The organism is Bradyrhizobium sp. WYCCWR15520, from assembly GCF_056174665.1.
In genome coordinates this window covers 98358-123472 of record NZ_JBWBWM010000019.1, presented here as the reverse complement: position 1 = coordinate 123472, position 25115 = coordinate 98358, and the positions used below count along the sequence as shown (strand labels likewise).

Below are 25115 nucleotides of genomic sequence, written 5' to 3'. Positions count from 1 at the left end.
GCTAGCACCCCAGCCGGTCGGCGATCCCGCCAAAATCCTTGGCGACGATGTCCCAGTCGCCCTTGGCCTCGAAATCGTATTTCTGGTGCGGGCCGTATTCGGTGGGACGCGCGACGAAGGCGGTCTTGAGGCCGTTCTGCTGCGCAGCTTTGAGGTCGCCATTATGGGCGGCGACCATCATCACCTGCTCCGGTGGCAGGCAGAGCAGCTTTGCCGCGCCGAGATAGGTTTCGGGATCGGGCTTGTAGTGCTCGAACAATTCCGCCGACATGATGAGGTCCCACGGGAGTCCTGCGAACTTCGCCATGTTGGTGAGCAGCGCGACGTTGCCGTTGGAGAGCGGCGAGATGATGTATTTTGTCTTCAACCGCGTTAGTCCCGGCACGCTGTCGGGCCATGGATGCAGGCGATGCCAGCCCATGGTCAGGTAGTGCAGATCGGCGTCGCTCAGTCCCTTGATCGAAAAATCGGCGACCAGTTTTTCCAGCGACCGTCGGTGCAGTGTGTCCAGGATCTGATAGCCGCGTTCGGGATGCTTGCGCACCTCGTCCATCGAGGCCATGTAGACGCCGCGCCAGCCGTCGACCAAAGCAGTCCAGTCGGCCTTGATGCCCGAGGTTTTCGACCACTCGGTAAAATCGTTGATGAGGCTGGTGCGCCAGTCGACGACGGTGCCGAACACGTCGAACACCAGCGCCTTCACTGCTGATACGTCGGACATCGTCGCCCTCCCCTGATTTTTTCTTTTTTGTCATTCCGGGGCGCGCAAAGCGCGAACCCGAAATCTCGAGGTTCTCAGGTGCGCAAATTGCGCACCATAGTTCGATGCTTCGCATCGCTCCGGAACGACGTCGTCACCAACTCAATCCAGGTGGAACTTGTCCAACTGCCGGTGCTCAGCCTTGATGGTGCGCACCGTGCCGGTGACCGATCGCATCACCACCGTTTCGGTCTCGATCACATCCTTGCGGAACTTGACGCCCGTGAGCAGCGAGCCTGTGGTGACACCGGTTGCCGCAAACAGGCAGTCGCCCCGTACCATGTCTTCTATGCCGTAAATCATCTTCGGATCGGTCACGCCCATCTTGTGCGCACGCGCGCGCTTCTCGTCGCTGTCGAGGATCAGCCGGCACTGCATCTGGCCGCCGATGCAGCGCAGCGCTGCCGCCGCCAGCACGCCCTCGGGCGCGCCGCCGGTGCCGATATACATGTCGACGCCGGTGTTGTCAGGATCGGCGCAATGGATCACGCCGGCGACGTCGCCGTCGGTGATCAGCCGCACCGCGGCGCCGGTTGAGCGGACGCCGGCGATGATGTCGGCGTGGCGCGGGCGGTCGAGCACCAGCACCGTGATCGCGGCAGGCTCGACGCCCTTGGCTTTCGCCAGGCGACGGACATTGTCGGCGGGCGATGCGTCGAGCTCAACCACGCCCTTGTCGTAGCCAGGGCCGACCGCGAGCTTCTCCATGTAGACGTCGGGCGCGTGCAGCAGCGTGCCGCCATCGGCCATCGCCATGGTCGCGATCGCGCCCGGCATGTTCTTGGCGCAGAGCGTGGTGCCTTCCAGCGGGTCGACGGCGATATCGACCTGGGGACCTGCATTCAGCCCGACCTTCTCGCCGATGAACAGCATCGGCGCCTCGTCGCGCTCGCCCTCGCCGATCACGATGGTGCCTTCGATCGGCAGCTTGTTGAGTTCGCGGCGCATCGCATCGACCGCGGCCTGATCCGCGGCCTTCTCCTGGCCGTGGCCACGCAGCCGCGCGGCTGAAACCGCAGCACGTTCCGTCACCCGCACGATTTCGAGCGTGAGGATGCGCTCAAGCAGCAATTGCGGCGGAACGGAAATATGGGTCGACATCGGCTTACTCCTCTAAACGTGCACAGGCTTCGCGGCCCGCAATCAATCCTATAACGCGCGATCGGTTGGATCGCGCATCAGTTCTTTTCGATCCGTATCACTTGCGGCCGGCCGCTGATCACCTTGTCGCGCTGCACCGCCTCCAGTGCGCGGTAGACCGCGTCCTCGGAAGTGGCGTAGGTGATCAGGATAACCGGAACCGGTGACGCTTTCTTCGCAGAGCCGTTCGCGTCCACGCCTTCGGGATGACGCTGCACGATCGATTCCAGCGAAATCTTCTGTTTGGCGAGGTGGGTGGCGATGGTGGCGGCGGTGCCGGCGAGATCGCGCGCCATCAGGCGGATGTAGTAGCCACCCTCGTGGCGCTCCATCGGCGCCTTGGTGGTATCGCGCAGCCGCTCCACCGGACGCCCGAATGGCTTTGCGCGGATGCCGCGCGCGACGTCGGCGATGTCGGCTACCACCGCTGACGCGGTCGCGGCGCCGCCGGCGCCGGGCCCGACCAGCGTGATCGCGGGAATGCCCTCGCCGTCGATGGTCACCGCATTGGTAACGCCCATCACCTGCGCGATCGACGACGATTTCGGCACCATGGTCGGATGCACGCGCTGCTCGATTCCCTTGGCGGTGCGCACCGCCACGCCAAGCAGTTTGACGCGGTAGCCCAACTCCTCTGCCGCGCGAAGGTCTTCCGGCGTGATCGAGGAGATGCCTTCGACATAGACCGCGCTCTGCGCTACCTTGGTGCCGAAGGCGAGGCTGGCCAGGATCGCCAGCTTCTGCGCGGTATCGTGACCATCGACGTCAAAGGACGGATTGGCCTCGGCATAGCCGAGCCGCTGGGCGTCCTTCAGGCATTCGGCGAACGACAGCCCCTCCTGCTCCATCCGGGTCAGGATGTAATTGCAGGTGCCGTTGAGGATGCCGTAGACGCGGTTGACGCCGGTGCCGGAAAGCCCCTCGCGCAGGGTCTTGATGACCGGAATGGCAGCGCCCACCGCCGCCTCGTAATTCAACGCCCCGCCATGCTTTTCGGCGGCCTTCGCCAGCCGCACGCCGTGCTTGGCGATCAGCGCCTTGTTGGCGGTTACCACCGACTTGCCGGCCTTCAGCGCGGCCTCGATCGCCGACAGCGCCGGCTCGCCGGAGCCGCCCATCAGTTCGACGAAGCAATCGACGTTGGGATCGCTGGCCAGTGCCAACGGGCTCTTGGCCCAGTCGATGCCGCGCAGATCGAGCGAACGCTTTTTCGCCTTTGAGCGCGCGGTGACGGCAACGACGCGCACGCCGCGCCCGCTGCGCTCGGACAGCGTCCGCGACTGATCTTCGATGAGGCGTACGACTTCGGCGCCAACAGTGCCGAGCCCCGCGATACCCACTCTGAGGGGTGCGACCATGAATGAGAGAACCTGCAGTAAAAGGAATTAGCGCCGGTTGGCGAGAGGAACCACGTTGTGCAACGTTTCAATGCCGCTTTCAAGGAAGCGCCGCACCCCGCGCGCGGCCTGGCGGATACGTTGCTCGTTTTCCACCATGGCGATGCGGACATAGCCCTCGCCATGCTCGCCAAAGGCGACGCCGGGCGAAACCACCACGCCTGACTTCTCCACCATCAGTGTCGCGAATTGCATGCTGCCGACGCCCTCGAACGCCTTGGGCAGCGGCGCCCAGGCGAACATGGAGGCCTGCGGCGGCGGAATATCCCAGCCCGCGCGGCCGAATGATTCGACCAGCGCGTCGCGTCGCCTGCGGTAGGTGTCGCGCATCTCCTTGATGCAATCCTCCGGCCCGTTTAGTGCCGCGGTGGCGGCGACTTGAATGGGCGTGAACGCGCCGTAGTCGAGGTAGGATTTCACCCGCGCCAGCGCGGCGATGATCCGCTCATTGCCGACGGCAAAGCCCATCCGCCAGCCCGCCATCGAGAACGTCTTCGACATCGAGGTGAACTCGACGGTGACGTCGACCGCGCCGGGAACCTGCAGCACCGAGGGCGGCGGATTCTGGTCGTCGAAATAGACTTCGGCATAGGCCAGATCCGACAGGATGAAGATCTCGTGCTTCTTCGCGAACGCCACCAGATCCCTGTAGAAATCGAGGTCGGCGACGTAGGCGGTCGGGTTCGAGGGATAGCAGACGATCAGCGCGATCGGCTTCGGGATCGAATGGATGATCGCGCGTTCCACCGCCTCGAAGAATTGCGGCGTCGGTTCCGAGGGCACCGAGCGGATCACGCCGCCCGCCATCAGGAAACCGAAGGCGTGAATCGGATAGCTCGGGTTCGGGCACAGCACGACGTCGCCGGGGGCGGTAATCGCCTGCGCCACATTGGCAAAGCCTTCCTTCGAACCCAGCGTCGCAACGATCTGGGTGTCGGGATTGAGCTTTACGCCGAACCGCCGCGCGTAATAGGCAGCTTGCGCCTTGCGCAGGCCGTTGATGCCGCGTGAGGCCGAGTAGCGATCGGTCCGCGGCTTGCCCAGCGTCTCCTTCAGCTTGTCGAGCACATGGGGCGGCGTCGGCAAATCCGGATTGCCCATGCCCATGTCGATGATGTCGGCCCCGGCATTGCGCGCGGCCGCCTTGGCCTGATTGACCTTCTCGAACACGTAAGGCGGCAGACGACGGATGCGGTAAAAATCTTCCATGGAACCCTTGCTCCGACAACCGGCAGGACAGAATCGATTGGAACTCTCGCAGCCATCGAAACCGGACGGGTTTCGTTCAGAAGTCGCGTCCAATCAACGAGTTAGAGCGAATTCCGGCGAGAGGTCCTTAAGCTCTGGACCCGCAATGCGGTTGAATTGGGTTCTTTTACCACGGGAGCCCGGCCACGCCAGTTTTATAGTGTTTTCAAGCGAAGTCTGACCGGGGATTGCCATTTCGCGCCGGGGAGCCCCGCCGCACCAAGGACATCCCTACTTTTTGGCCGGTTTTTGCGGAGTCGTCGTAGCCGTCGCCTGACGGTCCCGGGCGGCGGTCAATTCTGCCTGGATTTTAGCCAGCTCGGCCGGCTTCATCGCTTCCTCGTTGCGGTCCGGCGGCATGTCATGAACCGGCAGATAGCCACCGGCTTCCTTCGGACGTTCCGGCGCGTCAGCCGGCAGACCAACGCCCGGCATATCCGCGATCTGCGTCGAGCAGCCGCCAAGCGTGAGCGCCGACGCGCACAGCGCGGCCATCGACCACAGCCTTATCGTTCGATCGACCGGCATCCGTCCGGAAATCCCCAACTACCTGCGCACCCCGCATCGCGATGGTATCTATGCGCTGGTACGAGCCTTGCAACGCCAAACCGTCCCGCGGCGTTGATTTCGCTGTAACCGTTCAAACCATTGTCGCCCGAAACGATTAAAGCCCAAAGAGCAAATGCGACAGGTGCGGCTGCAATGTGTGCAACTTGTGTGAACACGCAAACTTTATCGCAGTGCAACAGGGTTAACGCCAACCCTCTTGCCATCAATCGACGCGGTGACGAACGCGAAATGAAGCTATAGTGTCCTTGATATGAGTGACGTCAATACCGAAACGCAGTTTGCGAAAACCTTCAACGCCGAAGCCTTCGCCATGAACATCGCCAGGGCGATGGAGACGAGCGGCCAGGCGCTCGCGGCCTATCTCAAGCCGCGCGAGGGCGGGGAACCAAAGGACAAGCCGCCCAGCGAAATCGGCGAAGTCGTCAAGACCTTCACCAAGGTCGCGGAATACTGGCTGTCGGACCGGGAACGCGCCGAGAATCTGCAGATCAAAATGGCCAAGGCCTATCTCGATCTCTGGGGCTCGGCGGCGCGCCGCATGGCCGGAGAAGAAGCCAAGCCCGCGATCGAGCCGTCGCCGCGCGACAAGCGCTTCAGGGATCCCGAGTGGAAATCGAACCAGTTCTTCGATTTCGTGCTGCAGCTCTATCTGCTCACCGCGCAGTGGGCGCAGGAACTGGTGAAGAATGCCGAAGGCGTCGATCCGCACACGCGCAAGAAGGCCGAATTCTACGTTCAACAGATCACCAACGCGATCGCGCCGTCGAATTTCGTGCTGACCAATCCGGAAGTGCTGCGCGAAACGCTGGCCTCGAACGGCGACAATCTCGTGCGCGGCATGAAGATGCTGGCGGAAGACATCGAAGCCGGACGCGGCACGCTGCGCATCCGCCAGTCCGACCCGTCGAATCTCGTCGTCGGCGTCAACATGGCGACGACGCCCGGCAAGGTGATCTACCAGAACGAGTTGATGCAGCTCATCCAGTACACGCCGACGACGGAGACGGTGCTGCGCACGCCGCTTTTGATCGTGCCGCCCTGGATCAACAAGTTCTACATTCTCGATCTCAAGCCGGAAAAATCCTACATCAAATGGTGCGTCGACCAGGGCATCACCGTGTTCGTGATCTCCTGGGTCAATCCGGACAAGGAACTCGGCAAGAAGACCTTCGACGACTACATGAAGGAAGGCCCGCTCACCGCGATGGACGTCATCGAAAAGGTGACGGGCGAGATGAAGGTCCATACCGCCGGCTACTGCGTCGGCGGCACCCTGCTCGCCTCGACGCTGGCCTGGCTTGCAGAGAAGCGGCGCCAGCGCGTCACCTCGGCGACATTCTTTGCGGCACAGGTCGACTTCACCCATGCAGGCGATTTGCTCGTGTTCGTCGACGAAGACCAGATCTCGACGCTGGAGCGCGAGATGGAAGAGCGGGGCGTGCTCGAGGGCAGCAAGATGGCGATGGCCTTCAACATGCTGCGCTCCAACGACCTGATCTGGTCCTACGTCGTCAGCAACTACCTGAAGGGCCAGCCGCCCACCGCCTTCGACCTGCTGCACTGGAATTCCGACGCCACGCGGATGCCGGCGGCCAACCATTCCTATTACCTGCGCAACTGCTATCTGGAGAACCGGCTCTCCTCCGGCAGCATGGTGCTCGACAACACTCTGCTCGATCTCTCGAAGGTCAAGGTGCCCGTCTACAATCTGGCGACGCGCGAGGACCACATCGCGCCGGCGGATTCGGTGCTCTACGGTTCGCAGTTCTTCGGCGGCCCGGTCAGATATGTGCTGTCCGGCTCCGGCCATATCGCCGGCGTAGTCAACCCGCCGGCCGGTGGCAAGTACCAGTACTGGACCAACGACAACATCAAGGACGTCACGCTCGCCGACTGGATGAAGAACGCCCGCGAGCACAAGGGCTCGTGGTGGCCCGACTGGCTGCAATGGCTGGATGGCCTCGACCCCGAGCGGGTGCCCGCGCGCGCCGTCGGCTCCGAAGCGATGCCGCCGATCGAGGACGCGCCCGGCAGCTACGTCAAGGTCCGCGCATAGCGCTGCCGCGCGCACTTCGCTATAAACAGTCATCCCGCGCCGGGATTCGAAATCAATTGGGGGATACAATGACCCGCGAATTGTTCTGGCTGACGCTGACCGTGATTTTGACCGGGCTCCTCTGGATTCCCTACATCATCAATCGCTGCCAGGTGCGCGGCCTCTCCGGCGCGATGGCCAACCCCTCGCGCAACGACAAGCCGCATGCGGAATGGGCCAACCGGCTGATGTTCGCGCACGACAACGCGATCGAAAATCTGATCATCTTCGCGCCGCTGGTCCTGATCCTCAACGCCATCGACTATTCGGACAGATGGACCGTGATGGCCTGCGCCGTGTATTTCTGGTCCCGCGTCGCCCACCTGATCGTCTACACGCTCGGCCTGCCGGTATTCCGCACGCTGGCCTTCACTGTCGGCTTCCTGGCGCAGGCCGTGCTGGCACTGGCGATCTTCAGGGTGGTCTAGGGTTCGCTCCAGATACACGACAGCAAAGCAAAACCCCGGGGGCTCGGCCCCGGGGTTTTTCATTGGCGCTTCTGAAACGGCACTCAGTACTTCGCGACGACCGGCGAATTGAAGTGGTAGTTGATGCCGGTGCGGAACACGTGCTCGGTCACCGAACGGGTTGCCGTCGCCGGGGTAGCGCCGATGATGAAGTTGTCCGAGTTCGAACCGAGGTCGACATAGAGATATTCGGTCTTGGTCGTCCAGTTCGGCCCCAGCAATCCAAGCAGCGTAAAGGGCGTCTCGATGCCCGCGCCGGCAGTCCAGCCGGCGTTGGTATGCGAGAACGATTGCGTGACCGGGACGCCGGTGGCGAACGTGTTGATCTTGGTCTTGATGTTACCGTACGCGAGACCGCCGGTCGCGTAGAACAGGGTCGAGCCGACCGAATAGCCCACCCGCCCGCGAACCGTACCGAACCATGGCAACGTGGCATCGTACGCCGCGAAGAGCCCGGGCGTGCAGGTGAGAATGCACGTCTTGTTGTCTTTCTGGGTGCTGCCCTGAATATCAGCCTCGAGACCGAACACCCAGTTGGCCGCCTGCCAGTTGTAACCCGCCTGGACGCCGCCATTGAGCCCGTCAGGCGCGAGGTTGAACGACTCAACAATCGGCACCGCCGGTATGCTCAGCGAGCTGCGATCGCGGCCTGTACCGGACCCGAAATTGCCACCGAGATAGAACCCGGCCCAGTTGGCGGCAGCGACCGGAGCATATGCCTTGCCGCCGATGCGATAGTTCAGGCCGACCCGGAAGATGTTCTCGCGAATTTCGGTATTGATCGGAGCCGTCGCAAGAAGGGTGGAAATGTCGGTCTTGTTGCCGAGATTGAGATAGAGATACTCGATCTTTCCAGTCCAGTTGCCGCCCAGCGACGCTTCGACGCCGCTGCCGAAGACCCAGCCACTTTGCGTGCGGTCGGTGGAGAAGCTGGACGCGAGCGGGCCGATCACCTGCGTCGCGTTGGTCTTGACGTTTCCGAATGCGTAGCCGGCGGTCACATAGCTCAACACTGGACCATTGGCGATGCCGACACGTCCGCGGGCGGTGCCGAACCAGTCGAGCTTCTGGCTGTAGCTTGTCGTAATGGGACCGTTGACAAAACGGGTGTGGTCATCGCTCAGGTCGCCGCCCTGAATATCCGCCTCGACGCCGAAAACAATGGGTCCGAGCACCGAACCCGTCTGCCAGTTGTAGCCGATCTGGCCGCCGCCGAAGCCCCCCTGTGGCGACGCATAGAACGAGTACGGCGAGCCTGAATTGAGCCAGTCGTGTTGAAAGCGATCACGGCCGATGCCGACGCCGGCGTTGACGCCGATGTAGAAGCCGGTCCAGTCGTAGACGGCTGCCAGTGCGGGAGCTTTGGTGTAGGGCCTTGCGGCGAGGTCTGCGGCGATTGTCGGAGCGGAACCAAGGCCAACGAGCGCGGTGGCCAGCAGATACTTCTTCATCTTCATTTACAGCATTCCCAGTCCGGCATTCCCAGAACTTCCCGACGCAAGATTGGTCGGCACTTGGGCAGTGTTTCTACTGGATTCGGATTCTAATGCTGTAGCCTGGCAGCCACATCTTTCCGTGAATTCGCCAGCTCCGAATAACGCGACAATATCCCACCAGAATCATAGGGTTAGAGGCCGATCTTCAGCGCCTTTTTTGGGCCACAACAAACAGCATCGGCGCCATCTTGTCGTCGAATCCCCGGACCTCGCCGCGCTCGATCGACAGCGCGTTCCAGTTTCCTGCCTCGGCATAGGTCGCACGCAGCCAGTCCTGCGAAGGATAATTGTAATAGCGACTGAGCGTGTCGCGGCCGTCGGCGTCACCTTCCTTGTAAGAGGCAAAGAACACGCTGCCCGGTTTCAATGCGCGCCAGATCAACGAAAGCACGGTCGCAAGCTGGTCGCGTGGAACATGCAGCAGGCAGGCATTGGCCCAAATACCGTCGAACGCCTCGACTTCGTCGAGCTCGTGGAACAGCAATGTCTCGACCGGACGGCCGAGGCGCTTTGATGCCACCTCGGCCATTTCCGGCGATCCGTCGGTCGCGCGGACATCGAAACCTCGCGCCAACATTTCAGCGGTGTCGCCGCCTGCCCCGCAGCCGAGTTCAAGAATGATGGCGCCCGGCGGAAGCTGCGCCAGAAACGCCGTCAGCCGCGCCTGACGCGAGGTGATCTCGCGCCCGGCATAGGCCTCGGCATTGCTGCGGTAGAACTGCAGCGTCGCTTCGTCCACCGCAGCACCTCTTGTCACGGAAACAGCGCGATCTGCTCCAGCCCCGCCGTCTCGGGCAGGTCGAACATCAGGTTCATGTTCTGGATCGCCTGTCCGGCCGAGCCCTTCACCAGATTGTCGAGCGTGGAAATGACGATCGCCCGGTTCTTGATGCGGTCTGCGATGACGCCGATCTGCACATAGTTGGAGCCGCGCACATTCTGGGTCTGCGGCAGCACGCCCTTCTTCGCGACATGCACAAAGGGCTCGTTGGCGTAGGCATTCTCCAGCGCGCCGCGCAGATCGTCCGGCGTCGCGCCGCCTGCGAGCTTGACATAGGACGTGCATAGTTCGCCTCGCGCCATCGGGATCAGGTGCGGCGTGAAGTTCACTGTCACCGCAGAGCCGGCGGCGACGCCGATCTCCTGCTCGATCTCGGGCGCATGCCGGTGGGTGCCGACCGAATAGGGCGACAGCCCCTCGCCCGCCTCGCTGAACAGCGTGTTCTGCTTCAGCCCGCGCCCTGCGCCGGTGACACCCGATTTCGCATCGATGACGATGTCGTCGACGTCGATCAGTTTTGCCTTGGCAAGCGGCACCAGCGCGAGCAGCGCCGCGGTCGGATAGCAGCCTGGACAGGCGACGAGCCGCGCCGACGCGATCTTCTCCCGGTAGAATTCGGTCAGGCCATAGACCGCCTCGCTTTGCAATTCGAGCGCCCGGTGCTCATGGCCGTACCATTGCGCATAAGTGTCCTTGTCGCGGAGCCGGAAATCGGCGGACATGTCGAGGACCTTGATCTTCGGATTGGCCTTCAGGACGGCGGCGATGATCTCCTGCGTGGTGCCGTGCGGCAGCCCGCAGAACACCGCGTCGAGGCTGGTCCAGTCCACTTTCTCCCATTCCACGAGTTTCGGCAGGTCCAGCATGAAGAAATGCGGAAAGACATCACCCATCGCCTTGCCCGCATGGGTGTTGGCCGTGAGCGCGGTGATCTCGGCATTCGGGTGCCGCGCCAACAGGCGCACCGCGTCGGCCCCGGTGTAACCGGAGGCGCCGAGAATGCCGATCTTCTTCTTCGAACTCATCACGCGTTCCCTTTACGTCTCGGCAAGGCCGAGCATCAGCCGCATGTTCTGCACGGCTGCGCCAGAGGCACCTTTACCGAGATTGTCGAGCCGCGCGACGAGCACCGCCTGACGATGTTTTTCGCTGGCAAAGACGTAAAGCTCGAGCTGGTTGGTCTCGTTGAGCGCCTCGGGCTCGATCCGCCCGCCTTTGGTCGCCGCGTTCTCGAGCGGCATCACCGAGACGTACTTGCTTCCCGCGTAGCGCTTGGCCAGTGCGGCGTGCAAGTCGGCTCCGCTGGGCTTGCCGAGCAGCGTGTCGAGATGCAGCGGCACCGAGACCAGCATGCCCTGCCGGTAATTGCCGACCGACGGCACGAAGATCGGCCGCCGCGTTAGCCCTGAGTAAAGCTGCGTCTCCGGCAGATGCTTGTGCTCGAAGCCGAGGCCATACAATTCGAAGGACGGCGCGCTGCCATCCTCGAAACTGGCGATCATCGACTTGCCGCCCCCCGAATAGCCCGAGACCGCGTTGATGGTGACGGGATAATCGGCCGGCAACAGACCGGCATCGACCAGCGGCCGCAACAGCGCAATCCCACCGGTCGGATAGCAGCCGGGATTCGAGACTTTTCGCGCGGCCTTTATCTTGTCGGCCTGATCCGGCGTGAGTTCCGGAAAACCATAGGTCCAGTCGCTGGCGACCCGGAATGCGGTCGACGCGTCCAGAACCTTGGGCGCGGACGCGCCCATGCTGTCGATCAGCGCAACGGTTTCCTTCGCCGCGTCGTCAGGCAGGCAGAGGATGACGAGGTCCACCTCCTCCATCAGCGCCCGCTTGGCGCCGGCATCCTTGCGCTTATCCTCGGCGATGCTCTTCACGACGACATCGTTCTGCAACCGCAGGCGCTCCTGAATGCCAAGGCCCGTGGTGCCGGATGCGCCGTCGACGAACACGGCAGGCTTGGTCGAGACGCCGGCGGTTTTCGGCTGGTGGCTATCGGTGAGGGTCATGGCACGGTCCTTTCGAGCTGGTTCGTTTCGTCGGCAAAGGCATTGGGCCGCGCCTCTTTCATCAATCGTGCAATCTCTTGCGCGCCGGCGTCAGCCTGCGCGGCAAGCGATCCCGCAACCGCGGCATAGTCGGTCTCGGACTTGTGCTGGTTCAGCTTGAAGCTGCCTTCAATTTCTTCAACCGTCATCTCAAGACCCACGATCGCCTTCTTCATCGCTTCCAGCCGCCCGGCCGTCATCTTCGACGACAGCCACGGTTTTTTTGGCAGCAGCCGCCCTTCGAACTTGGCGCTGAGCGCCTCGATCTGCGCAGCGAGTTCATCTTCGGACATCGCCCGCACCGGGCCAGTCAGATGCACCGCCTGATAGAGCCAAGTCGGCACCTGATCCGGCGAAACGTACCAGTCCGGCGACACATAGGCATCCGCGCCGTTGACGGCCAGCAGCCAGGACGTCGTCCCGTCCGCGAGCTTTACCAGCGGATTGTGACGCGCAACATGAAACGCCACGCGCGGCGTGCCGTCATTGGCCGAGGTCAGATAGAACGGCAGCGACGAGGCGACCGGCTTTGCGCCATCCCACGCGCAAGCCAGCCCAAAGCCGCGCGCTTCCGCGAACGCGAGGCTCGCGGCGCGGTCGGACTTGAACGGTGGTGGCGTATACATCTCAAACTCCTGCTTGACGTAGGAGCCGCCAGTTCAGTCCGCGATTTCTGGAAAAGGAAGAAGCCGCGGGACCGGATCCGGCGGCAGGGGCGATGATCTTAAACGCAGACGACCGCCCGAACCGCGATGGCGCGGCGGCGGCGAGCGATGGTCGAGGCGTTGATCATGGGCGCGGCTATAAGGCCGCGCCCGCCGGACGTCAAGTTATGACTGCCATTCCGGCGTCAGATCACTGGATTCCACGGTGCCGGGATCAGCCGGTAACCATTGCCGTCCTTCTCGACAAAGCCATTGGCCGGGAACGGATAATGGAAGCCCTGGACCCGCATCTTGTCGGCGACCAGCATGTCGTAGACCCGGCGGCGGGTCTTTTCCGCCAGCGCCGGATCCTGGTCGAACATCAGGTGCCAGCCCGGATTGGCGACGAACAGCGCCGGCAGGTTGGTGACGTCGGACTGGATGAACACCTTGTCGGAGCCGGAGGCGAGCACGAACGAGGTGTGGCCCGGCGTGTGGCCGACAGTTTCCACCGCGGTCAGTCCCGGAGCGACTTCCTTGCCCCATTCGTAGGGCGTGGCCTTCTTGTTCAGGCCTGCCTCGAACACGCGGCGGGCGTTCTTGAACACGGTCTGCATCCGCCCTTCCGGCGCCCGGCTCATTTCGCCGTCATCCATGAAGTATTTCCATTCCGCCGCCGGCACCAGCACTTCGGCATTGGGGAACGCCAGCTTGTTATCGGCGTTCAAAAGCCCGTTGATGTGGTCGCCGTGGAAGTGCGAGATCACCACCATGTCGACCGCATTGGGATCGAACCCGGCGGCGACCATGTTGGTGGCGAACTGTCCGACATTGCCCTTGCTCGAGGCAAAGGCGGCCGCGCCATTGCCGGTGTCGACCACCACGAGCTTGCCGCCGGTGTTGATTACCAGCGGCGCAAACTGGATCGACATCTTGTCCTTTGGCATGAAGTTCTTTTCGAGCACCGCGTTGACTTCGTCCTTCTTGACGTTGAGCACGAAAGTATCGGGCAGCGCGAAATTGTTGACGCCATCCGAGATCGCCGTCACCTGGGCATCGCCCACCTTGTAGCGATAGAAGCTCGGCGCCTGCTTGTCCGCGACCGGAGCTGCGGCCCTGGCGGGCGCTTGCGGCAACAGCGGCGTGGCGGCGAGTGCCGCGGCGCCAGTGAGTGCGTGACGACGTGTCAATTCCATAGTGATATTCTCCCCAGTGAGACGATGGATGCGGTTCGCGGGAATTCGCGTTTCTTGCCTGCCCTTGTTCGGTCGCGGCGGAACCTATCAGCGATTCTGCGTTGGTGCGACGACAGCCGGGCGACGGCAATGCGAAGATGGCTCCAGTATCGTGGGAGCTAACACCCCCGCCGTCAGCTTATTCCAGCATGCCCTACGCCAGACGCCACAGCCATTCGGCGATCTTGCCCATGACGTCGCCGACCAGCAGCAATGCGGCCGACCAGATCAGCGCGGAGACGAAATTGGCGATCTGGAATGGCCAGTAGGACATTTCGAAAATGCCGGCGGCGAGCGGCACCGAGGCGCGCAGCGGCCCGAAGAACCGGCCGATGAAGATCGAGGGCACGCCCCATTTTTTCACGAACTCTTCGCCGCGCGGCAGGATCTCGGGATAGCGCGACAGCGGCCACATCTCGGCGACGTGCTCCTTGTAGCGGTAGCCGACCCAGTAGGAGACCCAGTCGCCGAGCGCAGCCCCAATGCCGCCGGCGAGCCAGACCGGCCAGAAGCTGATGCCGCTGACGCCAATCAGCGCGCCGATCGCAACCAGCGCTCCCCAGGCCGGCACCAGCAGCGAAACGAAGGCAAGCGATTCGCCGAATGCCAGCAGCAGGACGATCGGTGCGGCCCAGGCCTGGTTGTCGCGCACGAAATCAGCCAGCGCGCGCACATAGTCTTCCATATCTTGAGTGCCTTCCCAGCCCCGTTAATGCCGTTGAATTCCTCCGATTCAAGGCTCAGGACAGCTAAGCCAGCCGCTTGCGTGACTTCAAGTCACAATGGCGGGGACGGGTTGTGATTAAAGGCCGCTCGTCCCCTCCCCCGGGGCGTCGTTCCATGTCGTGTCGCCCCCGGTCTTCCGAATGCCGATCAGCTCTGCGGCTGCGGCGGTCGTCGTGGGGGTCGCGGCTTGGCCACACGGGGCGGTGCGGCAGGCTGCAGGGTCACAATGACCGGATTTGGCTTGTGATCCAGCGCCGCGCCGGTCGCAGCATCCACGCCCATTCCGACCAGGCCACCGAGCAGGACATTACCGGCGAAGCCTGCCGCCCCGGTTCCGGGGATCTCCTTGGTCAACGGAATAATCTGCGGCTCATAGCCTTCCTTGCTGACCGTTACGGTGATGTCGGCGTTGCGCTTGGCCTGAACCACGCATGGCGTCACGCAAGCCGTTGGAATATCCAGCCCGGTAATTTCGGCTGTCGCGCCCGCTGGCGTGCTCGAAATGGAAATATTCTCTGTCGTTCCCCGTGTCACCGAGGCACACCCAACACACGGCGCCGCGATTGCGACGGCCAGCACTAGTCTGATAATCATTTGATCGGTCCCCCTGCCCGCCGGAACATTCCGACAACCGCAAAGTGAATGCAAGGGCACACCCGCGCCGACGTTGACATATAGTTATTTGCAAGCCCCGCGCTGCAGCCTTAAGAGCCGCGAAGCGCCCTTGCCCACCGTCACCTTTTGAGCCCATCCGTGGCATAGTCAGACCAACCGATTCGCTCGCGCGAGATCGCGCGCAACACCTAAAGAGCCATGTCCAAGCCATTGAAATCTGCAGCAAAACCTAAATCCGCCAATGACCTCTTCGGCGCGGAATCGAAGGGTCGCGCCGCGCCCAAGGCCGCCTCGCGCGGAACCAGCGCCGAGGCCGGCTATACCGCGGCCGATATCGAGGTGCTGGAGGGATTGGAGCCGGTGCGCCGGCGTCCCGGCATGTATATCGGCGGCACCGATGAGAAGGCGCTGCACCATCTGTTCGCCGAAGTCATCGACAACGCCATGGACGAAGCTCTGGCAGGGCACGCCTCGTTCATCGAGGTGGAGCTGAGCGCCGACGGATTTTTGACGGTCACCGACAACGGCCGCGGCATCCCGGTCGATCCGCATCCGAAATTTCCGAAGAAGTCGGCGCTCGAAGTCATCATGTGCACGCTGCATTCCGGCGGCAAGTTCGACTCCAAGGTCTATGAGACCTCGGGCGGCCTGCACGGCGTCGGCGTTTCCGTCGTCAACGCCCTCTCCTCGCGCCTCGAGGTCGAAGTCGCGCGCAGCCAGAAGCTCTATCGCATGAGCTTCGAGCGCGGTCATCCCAAGGGCAAGCTCGAAGACCTCGGCAAGATCAACAATCGCCGCGGCACCCGCATCCGCTTCAAGCCTGATACCGATATCTTCGGCGCCAAGGCTGCGTTCAAGCCGCAGCGCCTGTTCAAGATGACGCGCTCGAAAGCGTACCTGTTCGGCGGCGTCGAGATCCGCTGGCGTTGCGATCCTTCGCTGTTGAAGGGCGTCGAGGACGTGCCCGCCGAGGATAGCTTCCACTTCCCGGGCGGCCTGAAGGATTATCTCGGCGCGGCGATCCACGCCGACACGCTGGTGCACCCCGATATCTTCTCCGGCAAATCCGGGCGCAACGGCGCCCATGGCGCCTGCGAATGGGCGGTCGCCTGGACCGCGGACGCCGACGGCTTCCTCTCCTCCTACTGCAACACGGTGCCGACGCCTGATGGCGGCACCCACGAATCCGGCCTGCGCAGCGCGATGCTGCGCGGCCTGAAAGACCATGCCGAGCGCATCGGCCAGGGCAAGCGCGCCGCGCCCGTGACGTCGGAAGACGTCATGGTGGGCGCCGCCGTGATGCTGTCGGTGTTCGTGCGCGAGCCGGAATTCCAGGGCCAGACCAAGGATCGTCTCGCCACTGCGGAAGCGCAGAAGATCGTCGAACAGGCGATCAAGGATCCGTTCGACCACTGGCTGTCGGGCAATCCGCTGCAGGCCAACAAGCTCCTGGATTTCGTCATCGAGCGCGCCGACGAGCGGCTGCGCCGCCGGGCGGAGAAAGAGACCTCGCGCAAGACCGCGGTGAAGAAGCTGCGCCTGCCCGGCAAGCTCGCCGACTGCACCAACACGGCAACCGAAGGCTCCGAGCTCTTCATCGTCGAAGGCGACTCGGCCGGCGGCAGCGCGAAACAGGCGCGCGACCGCAAGACCCAGGCCGTGCTTCCCCTGCGCGGCAAAATCCTCAACGTCGCTTCCGCCGGCAAGGACAAGCTGATGCAGAATGCGCAGCTTGCCGACCTGATGCAGGCGATCGGCTGCGGCACGCTCGCGCATTATCGCGAAGAGGATCTGCGCTATTCCCGCATCATCATCATGACCGACGCCGACGTCGACGGCGCGCACATCGCTTCGCTCTTGATCACGTTCTTCTACCGCCAGACGCCGCGGCTGATTGACGAGGGCCATCTCTATCTGGCGGTGCCGCCGCTCTATAAGCTGACCCATGGCAGCAAGTCGGTCTATGCCCGCAACGATGCACACAAGGACACGCTGCTGAAGAGCGAGTTCAACGCCAACGCCAAGGTCGAGGTCAACCGCTTCAAAGGCCTCGGCGAGATGATGCCAGCGCAGCTCAAGGAAACCACCATGGACCCGGCCAAGCGCACGCTGCTCCGCGTGGTGCTGCTGGCCGACGACCGCGAAGGCACCGCCGATTCTGTCGAGCGGCTGATGGGAACCAAGGCCGAGGCGCGGTTCGCCTTCATCTCCGACAAGGCGGAATTCGCCAGCGACGACCTGCTGGACGTCTGAATCGCCAGTTTCAGGCTGTTTTCGGGCGATTTCCGGCCAATTTGGCCGGAAAGCGCCGGTTTATGCCTGTTTTCTGGGCCGTTTCGCAACCGCCGATTTCGATCGCCTGTGTTCCTCACGCAACAGCAATTTGAGCGGAACTGCGTATAGTCACGGTACTGGATTTTGGGAATCGGCGCTCGCGCACCCCAGTGGGGGATCTACTGGGGCCACCTAAGTGAGGAATTTGAAAATGAAGAAGTTGGTGATCGCGCTGGCTGCGGCAGCGACTTTCTCGGCCCCGGCCGTTGCAGCTGACCTCGGAGCTCGCCCTTATGCCAAGGCTCCGGCCCCTGTGGCCGCGGTTTACAACTGGACCGGCTTCTACGTCTTCGGCGGCGGCGGCGGCGGGCTCTGGAACGCCGATAGCAACGTGCAGACGTTCCCCGGCGCTGTTGCACTCACCCGCGACCAGCGGTTTGGCGGCAGCGGCTGGTTCGGAACGGTCGGCGCCGGCTATGACATGCAGTTCGCCGGCCGATGGGTGGCCGGTATTTTCGGTGACGCACAGTTCGGAGATATCCGTGGCTCCCTCGGCGATCCTTTCTTCGGTACCGAAGGCCGTATGAAGCTCGAGACGAGCTATGCCGCTGGTGTGCGACTGGGCTATCTGGTTGCCCCCAATGTGTTGTCTTACGTTAATGCTGGCTACTCTGGTTCAGAGTGGTCGGGCACTACTCAATCCACTGTCTTCGTGCCCGGTGGCCCTGGGTTCTACACCACGCCCTCCTTCGATCGGAATGGATGGTTTATTGGCGGCGGCGTCGAGAACAACCTGGACCTCTTCGGCATCTCGGCTCCCGGCTGGTTCATGAAGACAGAGTATCGCTCTGCTTTCTATGACCGCGTCACCTTGCCCGGGACGGTCACGCCTGCCTTTGGCGGCGGTCCGACCGGCACCGCTGCGACCTTCAAGCCCTGGACGCAGACCATCAGCACCTCGCTGGTCTACCGCTTCAACTGGGGCGGCCCCCCGGTCGCCGCCAAGTACTGATTTCTTCGAAATCGGCAATTCAAAAGCCCCGGCATCGTCCGGGGCTTTTTTTGTTGTCCGGATTTGGGATCTTTTCGAACCGTCTTAGCCGCCAGCCACCGCCGCCTTCAGCGACCGATACGCGCGCCGCAGCGGGCACTCGATCTCGGACCAGTCCGCCTCCATCATCCCCTGCCCGCGCGCGTCGCGCCAGGCCATCGCCTCGGCGCGGCCGATGCCTGATATCACCAGCGACGGATCGTCGGCCCGCTTGCCGTAGGTGATGGCGGCGACGCGGGCGACCGTCAGGCCGTACTGCGCCGGGGCCACGGCTTCGCGCCGCGCCTGCCACCAGTCGAGTTCGAGACGCGCGGCCTCCTCGGCATCGAATCCGCCGGGCGCGGCGGATGCCAGCAGGCGGTAGTAGATCACGAGCGGCGGCAGCGCGGCGTTGGCCGCTTCGCGGGAGCGCGTCGGCTGAAACGCTCTTGCGGCCTGCGCGGCTACCCAGGCGATCCGGAAGCTGTCGAGCGGCGCGAAGCCGAACTGCGTCCGCGACAGCTCGTAGAGATGGTAGAACGGCGCGCCGTAGCGCTTGTCGTAATAGTCGCGCCACATCGCCGTCTCCAGCTGGGCGATTTCAGCCGGCTCGAAGCGGCGCAGATCCGCCTGCCGCGGCAACGACGCGTAGACGCCCAACGCCAATGCGGAAACTAGCGCGAGCGTTGCAATGACGGTTCGGCGGTTCATGACGTCCCTTGAGATGGCGCCGCGACGCCGCCCTTGCGAAGCCGGCCGGCTTTCTATTCGATCGGAAGCTACGGCCGCCGCCGGCAATGGTTTCCAGCGGCGGCCCAGGAAATCGTACGATCGGAACGCACGATACGCCGCGCGGCGCGTAGCAACCGGGACGGCAATCAGGGAGAACAGCCATGGCCCGATCGCTGTCGATTATCGGCTTTCTGGCGCTCGCCATCGGCCTCCTCTGGATCGGTCAAGGCACCGGCGTGTTTCCGTGGCCACCATCGAGCTTCATGATCAATCAACTGCAATGGGCCGGCTATGGCGCCCTGCTCGGCGCCGTCGGCCTAATCCTGATCTGGCAAGGCAACCGCTAGACTGCTTCTCGCTGGTCATGGCCGGGCTTGTCCCGGCCATCCACGTCTTTAAACATCGGCGGCAAGGAAGACGTGGCTGCCCGGGACATAGGCGAGCGCAAGCGACGCCGTCCCTCCGGACGGCTATGCCCGGGCATGACAAGGAAGGGAATCGCAATGACAACAGGACTCTTCGACCTTACCGGCAAGGTAGCCATCGTCACCGGCGGCAATGGCGGCATCGGGCTCGGCATGGCCCGCGGCCTCGCGCAGGCGGGCGCTGCGGTTGCCATCGTCGGCCGCAACGAGGCCAAGTCGGCCGGCGCGGTCGCAGAGCTTGCGCAGGGCAGCGCCAAGGCGATTGCGGTCGCGGCCGACGTCACCGACAAGGCGGCGGTCGCTGCGATGACCGAGCGCATCGTGCGTGAGCTCGGCCGCATCGATATCCTCGTCAACAATGCCGGCATCAACATTCGCAAGCCGCCGCAAGCACTCGACATTGCCGAGTGGAACAGCGTGATCCAGACCAACCTCACCAGTGCCTTCCTGTGCTCGCAGGCGGTCTATCCCGCGATGAAGGCAGCGGGCGGCGGCAAGATCATCAATATCGGCTCGATGATGTCGATCTTCGGCGCCAGCTTCACGCCGGCCTATGCCGCGAGCAAGGGCGGCATCGTGCAGTTCACGCGCTCCTGCGCCTGCGCATGGGCGGCCGACAACATCCAGGCCAACGCCGTACTGCCGGGCTGGATCGACACCGACCTCACCAAGCGCGCCCGCCAGGAGATCGATGGCCTGCACGACCGCGTGCTGGCGCGTACGCCGGCGGCGCGCTGGGGCGCGATCGGCGACTTTGCCGGCATCGCCGTGTTCCTCGCCTCGCCTGCCTCGGATTTCCTCACCGGCACGGCGATTCCGGTCGATGGCGGATATTCGATCATGGGTTGAAGCGCCATCCTCGCACAGGCGACTAAAGAAGAAGCCCCGGACGATGCCGGGGCTTGCTTGCGCTGGGGCGTAGCACGCTCGGTATTTAATTGGCGATCACACACCCCGACGCAGTCAGTTCCAAAACGCCGCCGATCCCGATTCGGAGGTATGCACCCATTGAGCGAGCACGTAATCGCATAAGCGCCGGTAATATATTATAGGGCAGGCGAGTCGAATCGCTGGAATCGTTAAGTGTCACTCGTAATCGGCCTCGATGAAGATCCGTCCCCGGGCGTCGTTTGGGTGGAGGATCGTCGAAACCTCGATGTTTTGCCCGCTTCCCAACCGAATTTCGGCGATGCCTTGGTCCTCACGCGTCGAAGGTTTGCGACTGTGGCGTGCAGGTGACAGCCTTGGTGCGACTCCTGGGCTATGTTGCATCCACATCAATTGCCCGCATTACTTGTCTGAAAATTGGGGAACACAATGAAAAAGCTCGCTATCGCCGCCGCCGCCCTGGTCATCGGCACCGCCAGCGCTTCGGCCGCTGATCTGGCTGCCCGGCCTTACACCAAGGCTCCCGTCGCGCCTGTCGTCGCCGTCTACAACTGGACCGGCTTCTACATCGGTGCACAGGTCGGTTACGCCTGGGGTGACAACAGCACCCGTGAGTTCGTCACCGTAACGGGCCTGCCCACTGGCTTCAATCAGGGTTTCAACACTGACGGCTTCGTCGGCGGTGGTCACCTCGGCTACAACTGGCAGTTCGGTCAGTTCGTCTTCGGTCTCGAAGGCGACATTGAAGGCGCCGACATCAATGGCGGCTATCGCCTGGCAAACCTCAACGGCACGGACTTCCGGATCGATGCTCAGGCCTCTATCCGTGGTCGCCTCGGTGTGGCCTTCAACAACTCGCTGCTCTACGTGACCGGCGGTGCGGCCTGGGCCGATATGGACCACACCTACGTCTTCGCGAACACCCTGTTTGAAACTCACTCCACCACCCGCACCGGCTGGACCGTGGGCGCAGGCTGGGAATACGGCTTCACGCCGAACTGGTCGGCCCGTCTCGAGTACCGCTACACCGATTTCGGCAACTTCCGGAACAACTCGGTCTTCTCGTTCCCCGGCTTCACCTACGAGCATGACCCGGTGTTCCATACCGTGCGTGGCGGTATCAGCTATCGCTTCGGCGGTCCGGTCGTCGCGAAGTACTGATCCGGCTACCTGATAGCCTCAACAGCTCAAAGCCCCGGCATCGCCCGGGGCTTTTTGTTGCCTAGAGCATGATCCGGAAAAGTGTGCAGCGGTTTTCCGAAAAGATCATGCTCAAACAAAAAGATAAAGCGGGATGACGATTCGAAGAAAAGTCATCACGCTTTAGTCGGGCACTAACTAGCCGCCCGGCGACTGCACGTGCTCGGGCCGCACGCCCAGGCCCACAAATCGCGCCGTTATGCCTTGCAGCCAGGGCACCTTGGTGACCAGCCGCATCACGAACGGAACCTTCAGCGGCTGGTTTCCCGGCTTCAGCGCCGCGTTGACGATGTTGTTCTGCACGACCACCTGCATCCGCTGCGTCATCCGCACCGGAAACGTGCGGCGCCGGCGCACCGCGTCGAGTTCATCCTCCGATGGACAGCCGCTCACCAGCTTCGATGCCAGCAGGTTCGCGGTCGCGACCGCATCCTGCACCGCGAGGTTGACGCCGACCCCGCCGATCGGCGACATCGCGTGCGCAGCGTCGCCGATGCACAACAGCCCCGGCCGCGTCCAGCGCTCCAGCCGGTTGACTGCAACGGTCAACAGCTTGACGTCGACCCAGCTCTTCACCTCGGCGAGTCCGGGTTTGAGGATTGGCGCCATCCGCGCAATGTCGTCGAGCAGCGCGGGCAGTCCCCTCGCCTTCACCGCATCATGCTGCCCCTTGGGAATGACGAACGCGCATTGCCAATAGTCGCCACGGTCGAAGGTCACCATCATCTTGCCGGGCTCGACCCGGGCGAACAGGTTCTCGCTTTCGCCCTCCCGCTTGCCGGCGCGAAACCACAGCACATCCATCGGCGCGCCGATTTCCTCGACCGCAAGGCCCGCGCGCTCGCGCAGCAGCGAATGGCGGCCGTCGCAGGCAATGGTGAGATCCGCCTCGATATCGATCACGCCATCCGGCGTCCTTGCCTTGACGCCGGAGATACGCTCGCCGTCGCGAAGCAGATCGATCGCTTCGGTCGACATCATCACCTTGAGTGAAGCGAAGCGCTTGCCGCTCTCGCGCAGGAAGTTGAGAAAGTCCCACTGCGGCATGAAGGCGATGAAAGGATATTTGACTTTGAGCCGGCCCAGATCGGCAATCCGCACGGCCTCTCCCCCGAACATGCCTTCCATCTTCTGCAGGCGCTGATGTGGCAGCTTCAGGAATCCGTCGATCAGCCCAAGCTCGTCCATCACCTGCAGCGTGGATGGATGCACGGTGTCGCCACGAAAATCGCGGAAGAAGTCGGCGTGCTTCTCCAGCACCACGACCTCGATGCCGGCGCGTCCGAGCAGATATCCAAGCATCATGCCGGCCGGCCCGCCGCCGACGATGCAACAGCGCAGTTTCATCGCGCTACCCCATCAATCGTGTTACGCGAATTGTATAGGGTATCTTCCAGCCCAAGGGAATTGGTCGCGAATTGGTCGCCGCCGCTGAGGCGCGTACTTTGCCGTCGATATTGCTTAAGGCCGGCTCATGCCTGCCTGCTCTGATCCGCAGCCTGAAGCAAATTGAGACTGCGCACGCGCGACCATGCCGCCCACTACCCCGACGCCGAGAACGTAGATCCAGCCTTCGTGGAAATCGAACAGGTGCGAATTGAACAGCGAACTGACGAAGTTCTGAACCACGACCACCATTCCAATCCACGCCGCAAGCGTCGAACCCCGAAACAGCTGCAGGTGAAAGTACCACATCGCATACAGGATAAGGCAGCCGAGCACGCCCCACTGGATGGCGGCGTAAAGCGTCTGGTTGTGCGGGTTGCGAATGGACCAGCCCCACTCGCCGCTCTTGCCTTCAGCTTCTCGTTCAAACAGCTGCTTGGTCGATCCGGTACCGTGACCGAAAATCGGCGACTCCGAAATCGATCTGACCGACGCGCGCCAATACGCCAGCCGCAGGCCGTTCGAGGTCGCAGCCGGAGTTGCTGCATTGGAATCCACAGTGACCTGCGAGTCCTGCACCGTGCGCTCGACGCGGTCGCGCAGATAGGGTGACGTGAACAGAACAGCACCCTCGACGATCGCCGCGAACACGAGCAGATAGATTGCGTGTCGCCGGTTCAGATATTTGAAGGAAAAAAAGACCAACAGCACGGGGAAGCAGACCAGCGTGGTGCGCGACGTCGCCACAAACCGCATGTCGCAATAAAAGCCCAACATGATGGCTGCGAGCGAGATAGCCCAGGCGCGATGGCCGTTTGCAGCAAATGACAGCAGCAGCGGCGCCACGGCAAACAGGCACAACGCGAATTCGTGGCTTTGGTCGATGTAGTTTCTGACGGGGACTCCGGCCATGCCGCCCGGCGAAGGCTTCCAGTCCGCGAAATATGTCGCCCATGACACACCCATGAGGAGAACGCAGGAAGCCAGGAAGGCGATCAGCACCCAGTGCCCGCGCTCCGAACGCTGGTAGTGATAAATGAGAAGCGGAATGGCCAAGAGCTTTACGACGGGACTGAGCCCCAGCAATTTTGCCGCAGCAGTATCGCCGGCCCAGAGAACGCCGAGGAGCGCCAGTGCAAAGAAGGCCAGAGGCACGGACCGCGCCGGAGCACGCAAGGATTCGAAGAACGCCGGCCAGTGGATCGTGGGCAGCACGATGGCCAGCCACACCGCCGTAAATACCGAGACCGCTGTCGTCGACCATGGCAGCGCGGCTGCGGCCAGTGCCGGGTAAACATCAACACTAAGCAACCAGAACCGGGACAGCGGCCAGGCCGCAACTAACCCTGGAATTCCCGGTCTCAAGACTGGAGTGGCGGCTAACTCTGACATACGCAACACAACTCAAAACAGATTTTACAAACGAAGCTGCAACTGCAGCGACACCGCAGATGTCCGAAATGATCGTCTCTTCGAGGTGTCGGCTAATCCACTTGGATGCAGGCACATGATGGCCAAAAGAGGAGCCATTTCGGCCGGCGATATGGTGAACATCCGGCCTTTTATCGCGGCCGCTGTACCGCTGCCCTGCACTCGTCCGCTTCGCGCCGCGCAGGTACCTCATTCTGCGCGCATTGGTTGATGCAACATTGGGGACAAACGGATCAAAAAGCCGCCGCGCGAAAACTGAAATTTGCGCAGCCATTTCAAGCTGATTTGGGCAGTCCAGTCGTCGGCCGAAAAATATACTGCTTTCCCTCGCACCCAAATCAGTGGCTATTTCCACCCGTCTCGACCCGGCAAGAGGGGCGTATCGCGATCGTCACGAACGCGGGACGGGATGCGGTGGACGCGACAGCGTCAGGCGCGAGACGTTGTTCGCAGGGCGGATTCTTCCGTGAGCGAGCACCGCGCGCAGGATGACGGCGCTTGTTGCGTACGGCAAAACC

At 62.8% G+C, this 25115-nt stretch carries 23 protein-coding genes; 7 read left to right on the top strand and 16 right to left on the bottom strand.

Annotation, left to right across the window (positions count from 1 at the left end; genetic code table 11):
* Position 1: 1 nt before the first annotated feature.
* The 5 genes from AC0QUY_RS22415 to AC0QUY_RS22395 all read right to left on the bottom strand — a co-directional run bounded on the left by AC0QUY_RS22415 (position 2) and on the right by AC0QUY_RS22395 (position 5073).
* Complete coding sequence (locus AC0QUY_RS22415) at positions 2 to 721, bottom strand: haloacid dehalogenase type II (protein ID WP_475388406.1); 720 nt, start codon at positions 719 to 721, stop codon at positions 2 to 4.
* A gap of 141 nt (positions 722 to 862) precedes the next feature.
* Positions 863 to 1861, bottom strand: coding sequence for a class II fructose-bisphosphatase (gene glpX, locus AC0QUY_RS22410; protein WP_161854445.1), 999 nt, complete (start codon positions 1859 to 1861; stop codon positions 863 to 865).
* Positions 1862 to 1938: 77 nt separating this feature from the next.
* Positions 1939 to 3258: a homoserine dehydrogenase gene (locus tag AC0QUY_RS22405; protein ID WP_161854444.1), complete on the bottom strand. Its 1320-nt coding sequence runs from the start codon at positions 3256 to 3258 to the stop codon at positions 1939 to 1941.
* A 27-nt stretch (positions 3259 to 3285) separates the two neighbouring features.
* Entirely contained in the window at positions 3286 to 4506 is a 1221-nt protein-coding gene (locus AC0QUY_RS22400; protein ID WP_475388405.1) for an LL-diaminopimelate aminotransferase, read from the bottom strand.
* 270 nt (positions 4507 to 4776) lie between these two features.
* Positions 4777 to 5073 (bottom strand): hypothetical protein, encoded by a 297-nt coding sequence (locus AC0QUY_RS22395; protein ID WP_161854442.1) that lies wholly within the window; start codon positions 5071 to 5073, stop codon positions 4777 to 4779.
* Positions 5074 to 5365: 292 nt separating this feature from the next.
* Between AC0QUY_RS22395 and AC0QUY_RS22390 the strand changes: the two genes are divergently transcribed.
* Both AC0QUY_RS22390 and AC0QUY_RS22385 read left to right on the top strand, forming a co-directional pair.
* Positions 5366 to 7171 (top strand): PHA/PHB synthase family protein, encoded by a 1806-nt coding sequence (locus AC0QUY_RS22390; protein ID WP_475388404.1) that lies wholly within the window; start codon positions 5366 to 5368, stop codon positions 7169 to 7171.
* Positions 7172 to 7239: 68 nt separating this feature from the next.
* Positions 7240 to 7638, top strand: a complete 399-nt coding sequence (locus tag AC0QUY_RS22385) for an MAPEG family protein (protein ID WP_161854440.1) — start codon at positions 7240 to 7242, stop codon at positions 7636 to 7638.
* 83 nt (positions 7639 to 7721) lie between these two features.
* Here AC0QUY_RS22385 and AC0QUY_RS22380 read toward each other — a convergent pair whose 3' ends face one another.
* From AC0QUY_RS22380 to AC0QUY_RS22345, 8 genes are all read right to left on the bottom strand, one after another.
* Positions 7722 to 9128 (bottom strand): outer membrane protein, encoded by a 1407-nt coding sequence (locus AC0QUY_RS22380; RefSeq protein ID WP_475388476.1) that lies wholly within the window; start codon positions 9126 to 9128, stop codon positions 7722 to 7724.
* A 190-nt stretch (positions 9129 to 9318) separates the two neighbouring features.
* Positions 9319 to 9912, bottom strand: a complete 594-nt coding sequence (locus AC0QUY_RS22375; RefSeq protein WP_475388403.1) for a class I SAM-dependent methyltransferase — start codon at positions 9910 to 9912, stop codon at positions 9319 to 9321.
* A 14-nt stretch (positions 9913 to 9926) separates the two neighbouring features.
* Positions 9927 to 10979, bottom strand: a complete 1053-nt coding sequence (gene argC, locus AC0QUY_RS22370) for an N-acetyl-gamma-glutamyl-phosphate reductase (RefSeq protein ID WP_475388402.1) — start codon at positions 10977 to 10979, stop codon at positions 9927 to 9929.
* 12 nt (positions 10980 to 10991) lie between these two features.
* Positions 10992 to 11972 (bottom strand): N-acetyl-gamma-glutamyl-phosphate reductase, encoded by a 981-nt coding sequence (gene argC, locus AC0QUY_RS22365; RefSeq protein WP_475388401.1) that lies wholly within the window; start codon positions 11970 to 11972, stop codon positions 10992 to 10994.
* On the bottom strand, positions 11969 to 12637 hold the full coding sequence (locus tag AC0QUY_RS22360; protein WP_475388399.1) for an FMN-binding negative transcriptional regulator: 669 nt from the start codon (positions 12635 to 12637) through the stop codon (positions 11969 to 11971). The genes argC (AC0QUY_RS22365) and AC0QUY_RS22360 overlap by 4 nt, the downstream gene beginning before the upstream one ends.
* Positions 12638 to 12861: 224 nt before the next feature.
* The gene (locus AC0QUY_RS22355) at positions 12862 to 13851 is read right to left on the bottom strand and encodes an MBL fold metallo-hydrolase (protein WP_475388397.1); all 990 of its coding nucleotides are present in this window, start codon (positions 13849 to 13851) and stop codon (positions 12862 to 12864) included.
* A gap of 193 nt (positions 13852 to 14044) precedes the next feature.
* Positions 14045 to 14575, bottom strand: a complete 531-nt coding sequence (locus tag AC0QUY_RS22350; protein ID WP_161854433.1) for a DedA family protein — start codon at positions 14573 to 14575, stop codon at positions 14045 to 14047.
* A 188-nt stretch (positions 14576 to 14763) separates the two neighbouring features.
* A complete protein-coding gene (locus AC0QUY_RS22345; RefSeq protein ID WP_475388396.1) occupies positions 14764 to 15210 on the bottom strand; it encodes a PEGA domain-containing protein in 447 nt (148 codons plus the stop codon).
* 219 nt (positions 15211 to 15429) lie between these two features.
* On the opposite strand from AC0QUY_RS22345, the gene parE reads away from it, so the two are divergent.
* Both parE and AC0QUY_RS22335 read left to right on the top strand, forming a co-directional pair.
* Positions 15430 to 17484 (top strand): DNA topoisomerase IV subunit B, encoded by a 2055-nt coding sequence (gene parE, locus AC0QUY_RS22340; protein WP_475388395.1) that lies wholly within the window; start codon positions 15430 to 15432, stop codon positions 17482 to 17484.
* Between the two features lie 232 nt (positions 17485 to 17716).
* On the top strand, positions 17717 to 18517 hold the full coding sequence (locus AC0QUY_RS22335; protein ID WP_475388394.1) for an outer membrane protein: 801 nt from the start codon (positions 17717 to 17719) through the stop codon (positions 18515 to 18517).
* An 84-nt stretch (positions 18518 to 18601) separates the two neighbouring features.
* Here AC0QUY_RS22335 and AC0QUY_RS22330 read toward each other — a convergent pair whose 3' ends face one another.
* Positions 18602 to 19246, bottom strand: coding sequence for a hypothetical protein (locus AC0QUY_RS22330; protein WP_475388392.1), 645 nt, complete (start codon positions 19244 to 19246; stop codon positions 18602 to 18604).
* A gap of 182 nt (positions 19247 to 19428) precedes the next feature.
* Here AC0QUY_RS22330 and AC0QUY_RS22325 point away from each other — a divergent pair, with 182 nt between their 5' ends.
* The 3 genes from AC0QUY_RS22325 (at position 19429) to AC0QUY_RS22315 (ending at position 21741) form a co-directional block, all read left to right on the top strand.
* The gene (locus AC0QUY_RS22325; RefSeq protein WP_475388390.1) at positions 19429 to 19614 is read left to right on the top strand and encodes a hypothetical protein; all 186 of its coding nucleotides are present in this window, start codon (positions 19429 to 19431) and stop codon (positions 19612 to 19614) included.
* 156 nt (positions 19615 to 19770) lie between these two features.
* On the top strand, positions 19771 to 20541 hold the full coding sequence (locus AC0QUY_RS22320; protein WP_475388389.1) for an SDR family NAD(P)-dependent oxidoreductase: 771 nt from the start codon (positions 19771 to 19773) through the stop codon (positions 20539 to 20541).
* Between the two features lie 468 nt (positions 20542 to 21009).
* Entirely contained in the window at positions 21010 to 21741 is a 732-nt protein-coding gene (locus tag AC0QUY_RS22315) for an outer membrane protein (protein ID WP_475388387.1), read from the top strand.
* Positions 21742 to 21918: 177 nt separating this feature from the next.
* Here the strand turns inward: AC0QUY_RS22315 and AC0QUY_RS22310 are convergent, their stop codons facing one another.
* Positions 21919 to 23127, bottom strand: a complete 1209-nt coding sequence (locus AC0QUY_RS22310) for an FAD-dependent oxidoreductase (RefSeq protein ID WP_475388385.1) — start codon at positions 23125 to 23127, stop codon at positions 21919 to 21921.
* 114 nt (positions 23128 to 23241) lie between these two features.
* Complete coding sequence (locus tag AC0QUY_RS22305) at positions 23242 to 24558, bottom strand: O-antigen ligase family protein (protein ID WP_475388384.1); 1317 nt, start codon at positions 24556 to 24558, stop codon at positions 23242 to 23244.
* Positions 24559 to 25115: the final 557 nt, after the last annotated feature.

Coding starts and splice junctions, on each gene's coding strand:
- AC0QUY_RS22415 (WP_475388406.1), bottom strand. CDS start 721: ATGTCCGACGTATCAGCAGTGAAGGCGCTGGTGTTCGACGTGTTCGGC.
- glpX (WP_161854445.1), bottom strand. CDS start 1,861: ATGTCGACCCATATTTCCGTTCCGCCGCAATTGCTGCTTGAGCGCATC.
- parE (WP_475388395.1), top strand. CDS start 15,430: ATGTCCAAGCCATTGAAATCTGCAGCAAAACCTAAATCCGCCAATGAC.
- AC0QUY_RS22360 (WP_475388399.1), bottom strand. CDS start 12,637: ATGTATACGCCACCACCGTTCAAGTCCGACCGCGCCGCGAGCCTCGCG.
- argC (WP_475388401.1), bottom strand. CDS start 11,972: ATGACCCTCACCGATAGCCACCAGCCGAAAACCGCCGGCGTCTCGACC.
- AC0QUY_RS22380 (WP_475388476.1), bottom strand. CDS start 9,128: ATGAAGAAGTATCTGCTGGCCACCGCGCTCGTTGGCCTTGGTTCCGCT.
- AC0QUY_RS22345 (WP_475388396.1), bottom strand. CDS start 15,210: ATGATTATCAGACTAGTGCTGGCCGTCGCAATCGCGGCGCCGTGTGTT.
- AC0QUY_RS22335 (WP_475388394.1), top strand. CDS start 17,717: ATGAAGAAGTTGGTGATCGCGCTGGCTGCGGCAGCGACTTTCTCGGCC.
- AC0QUY_RS22305 (WP_475388384.1), bottom strand. CDS start 24,558: ATGTCAGAGTTAGCCGCCACTCCAGTCTTGAGACCGGGAATTCCAGGG.
- AC0QUY_RS22390 (WP_475388404.1), top strand. CDS start 5,366: ATGAGTGACGTCAATACCGAAACGCAGTTTGCGAAAACCTTCAACGCC.
- AC0QUY_RS22330 (WP_475388392.1), bottom strand. CDS start 19,246: ATGAACCGCCGAACCGTCATTGCAACGCTCGCGCTAGTTTCCGCATTG.
- AC0QUY_RS22325 (WP_475388390.1), top strand. CDS start 19,429: ATGGCCCGATCGCTGTCGATTATCGGCTTTCTGGCGCTCGCCATCGGC.
- argC (WP_475388402.1), bottom strand. CDS start 10,979: ATGAGTTCGAAGAAGAAGATCGGCATTCTCGGCGCCTCCGGTTACACC.
- AC0QUY_RS22395 (WP_161854442.1), bottom strand. CDS start 5,073: ATGCCGGTCGATCGAACGATAAGGCTGTGGTCGATGGCCGCGCTGTGC.
- AC0QUY_RS22315 (WP_475388387.1), top strand. CDS start 21,010: ATGAAAAAGCTCGCTATCGCCGCCGCCGCCCTGGTCATCGGCACCGCC.
- AC0QUY_RS22400 (WP_475388405.1), bottom strand. CDS start 4,506: ATGGAAGATTTTTACCGCATCCGTCGTCTGCCGCCTTACGTGTTCGAG.
- AC0QUY_RS22355 (WP_475388397.1), bottom strand. CDS start 13,851: ATGGAATTGACACGTCGTCACGCACTCACTGGCGCCGCGGCACTCGCC.
- AC0QUY_RS22405 (WP_161854444.1), bottom strand. CDS start 3,258: ATGGTCGCACCCCTCAGAGTGGGTATCGCGGGGCTCGGCACTGTTGGC.
- AC0QUY_RS22320 (WP_475388389.1), top strand. CDS start 19,771: ATGACAACAGGACTCTTCGACCTTACCGGCAAGGTAGCCATCGTCACC.
- AC0QUY_RS22385 (WP_161854440.1), top strand. CDS start 7,240: ATGACCCGCGAATTGTTCTGGCTGACGCTGACCGTGATTTTGACCGGG.
- AC0QUY_RS22310 (WP_475388385.1), bottom strand. CDS start 23,127: ATGAAACTGCGCTGTTGCATCGTCGGCGGCGGGCCGGCCGGCATGATG.
- AC0QUY_RS22350 (WP_161854433.1), bottom strand. CDS start 14,575: ATGGAAGACTATGTGCGCGCGCTGGCTGATTTCGTGCGCGACAACCAG.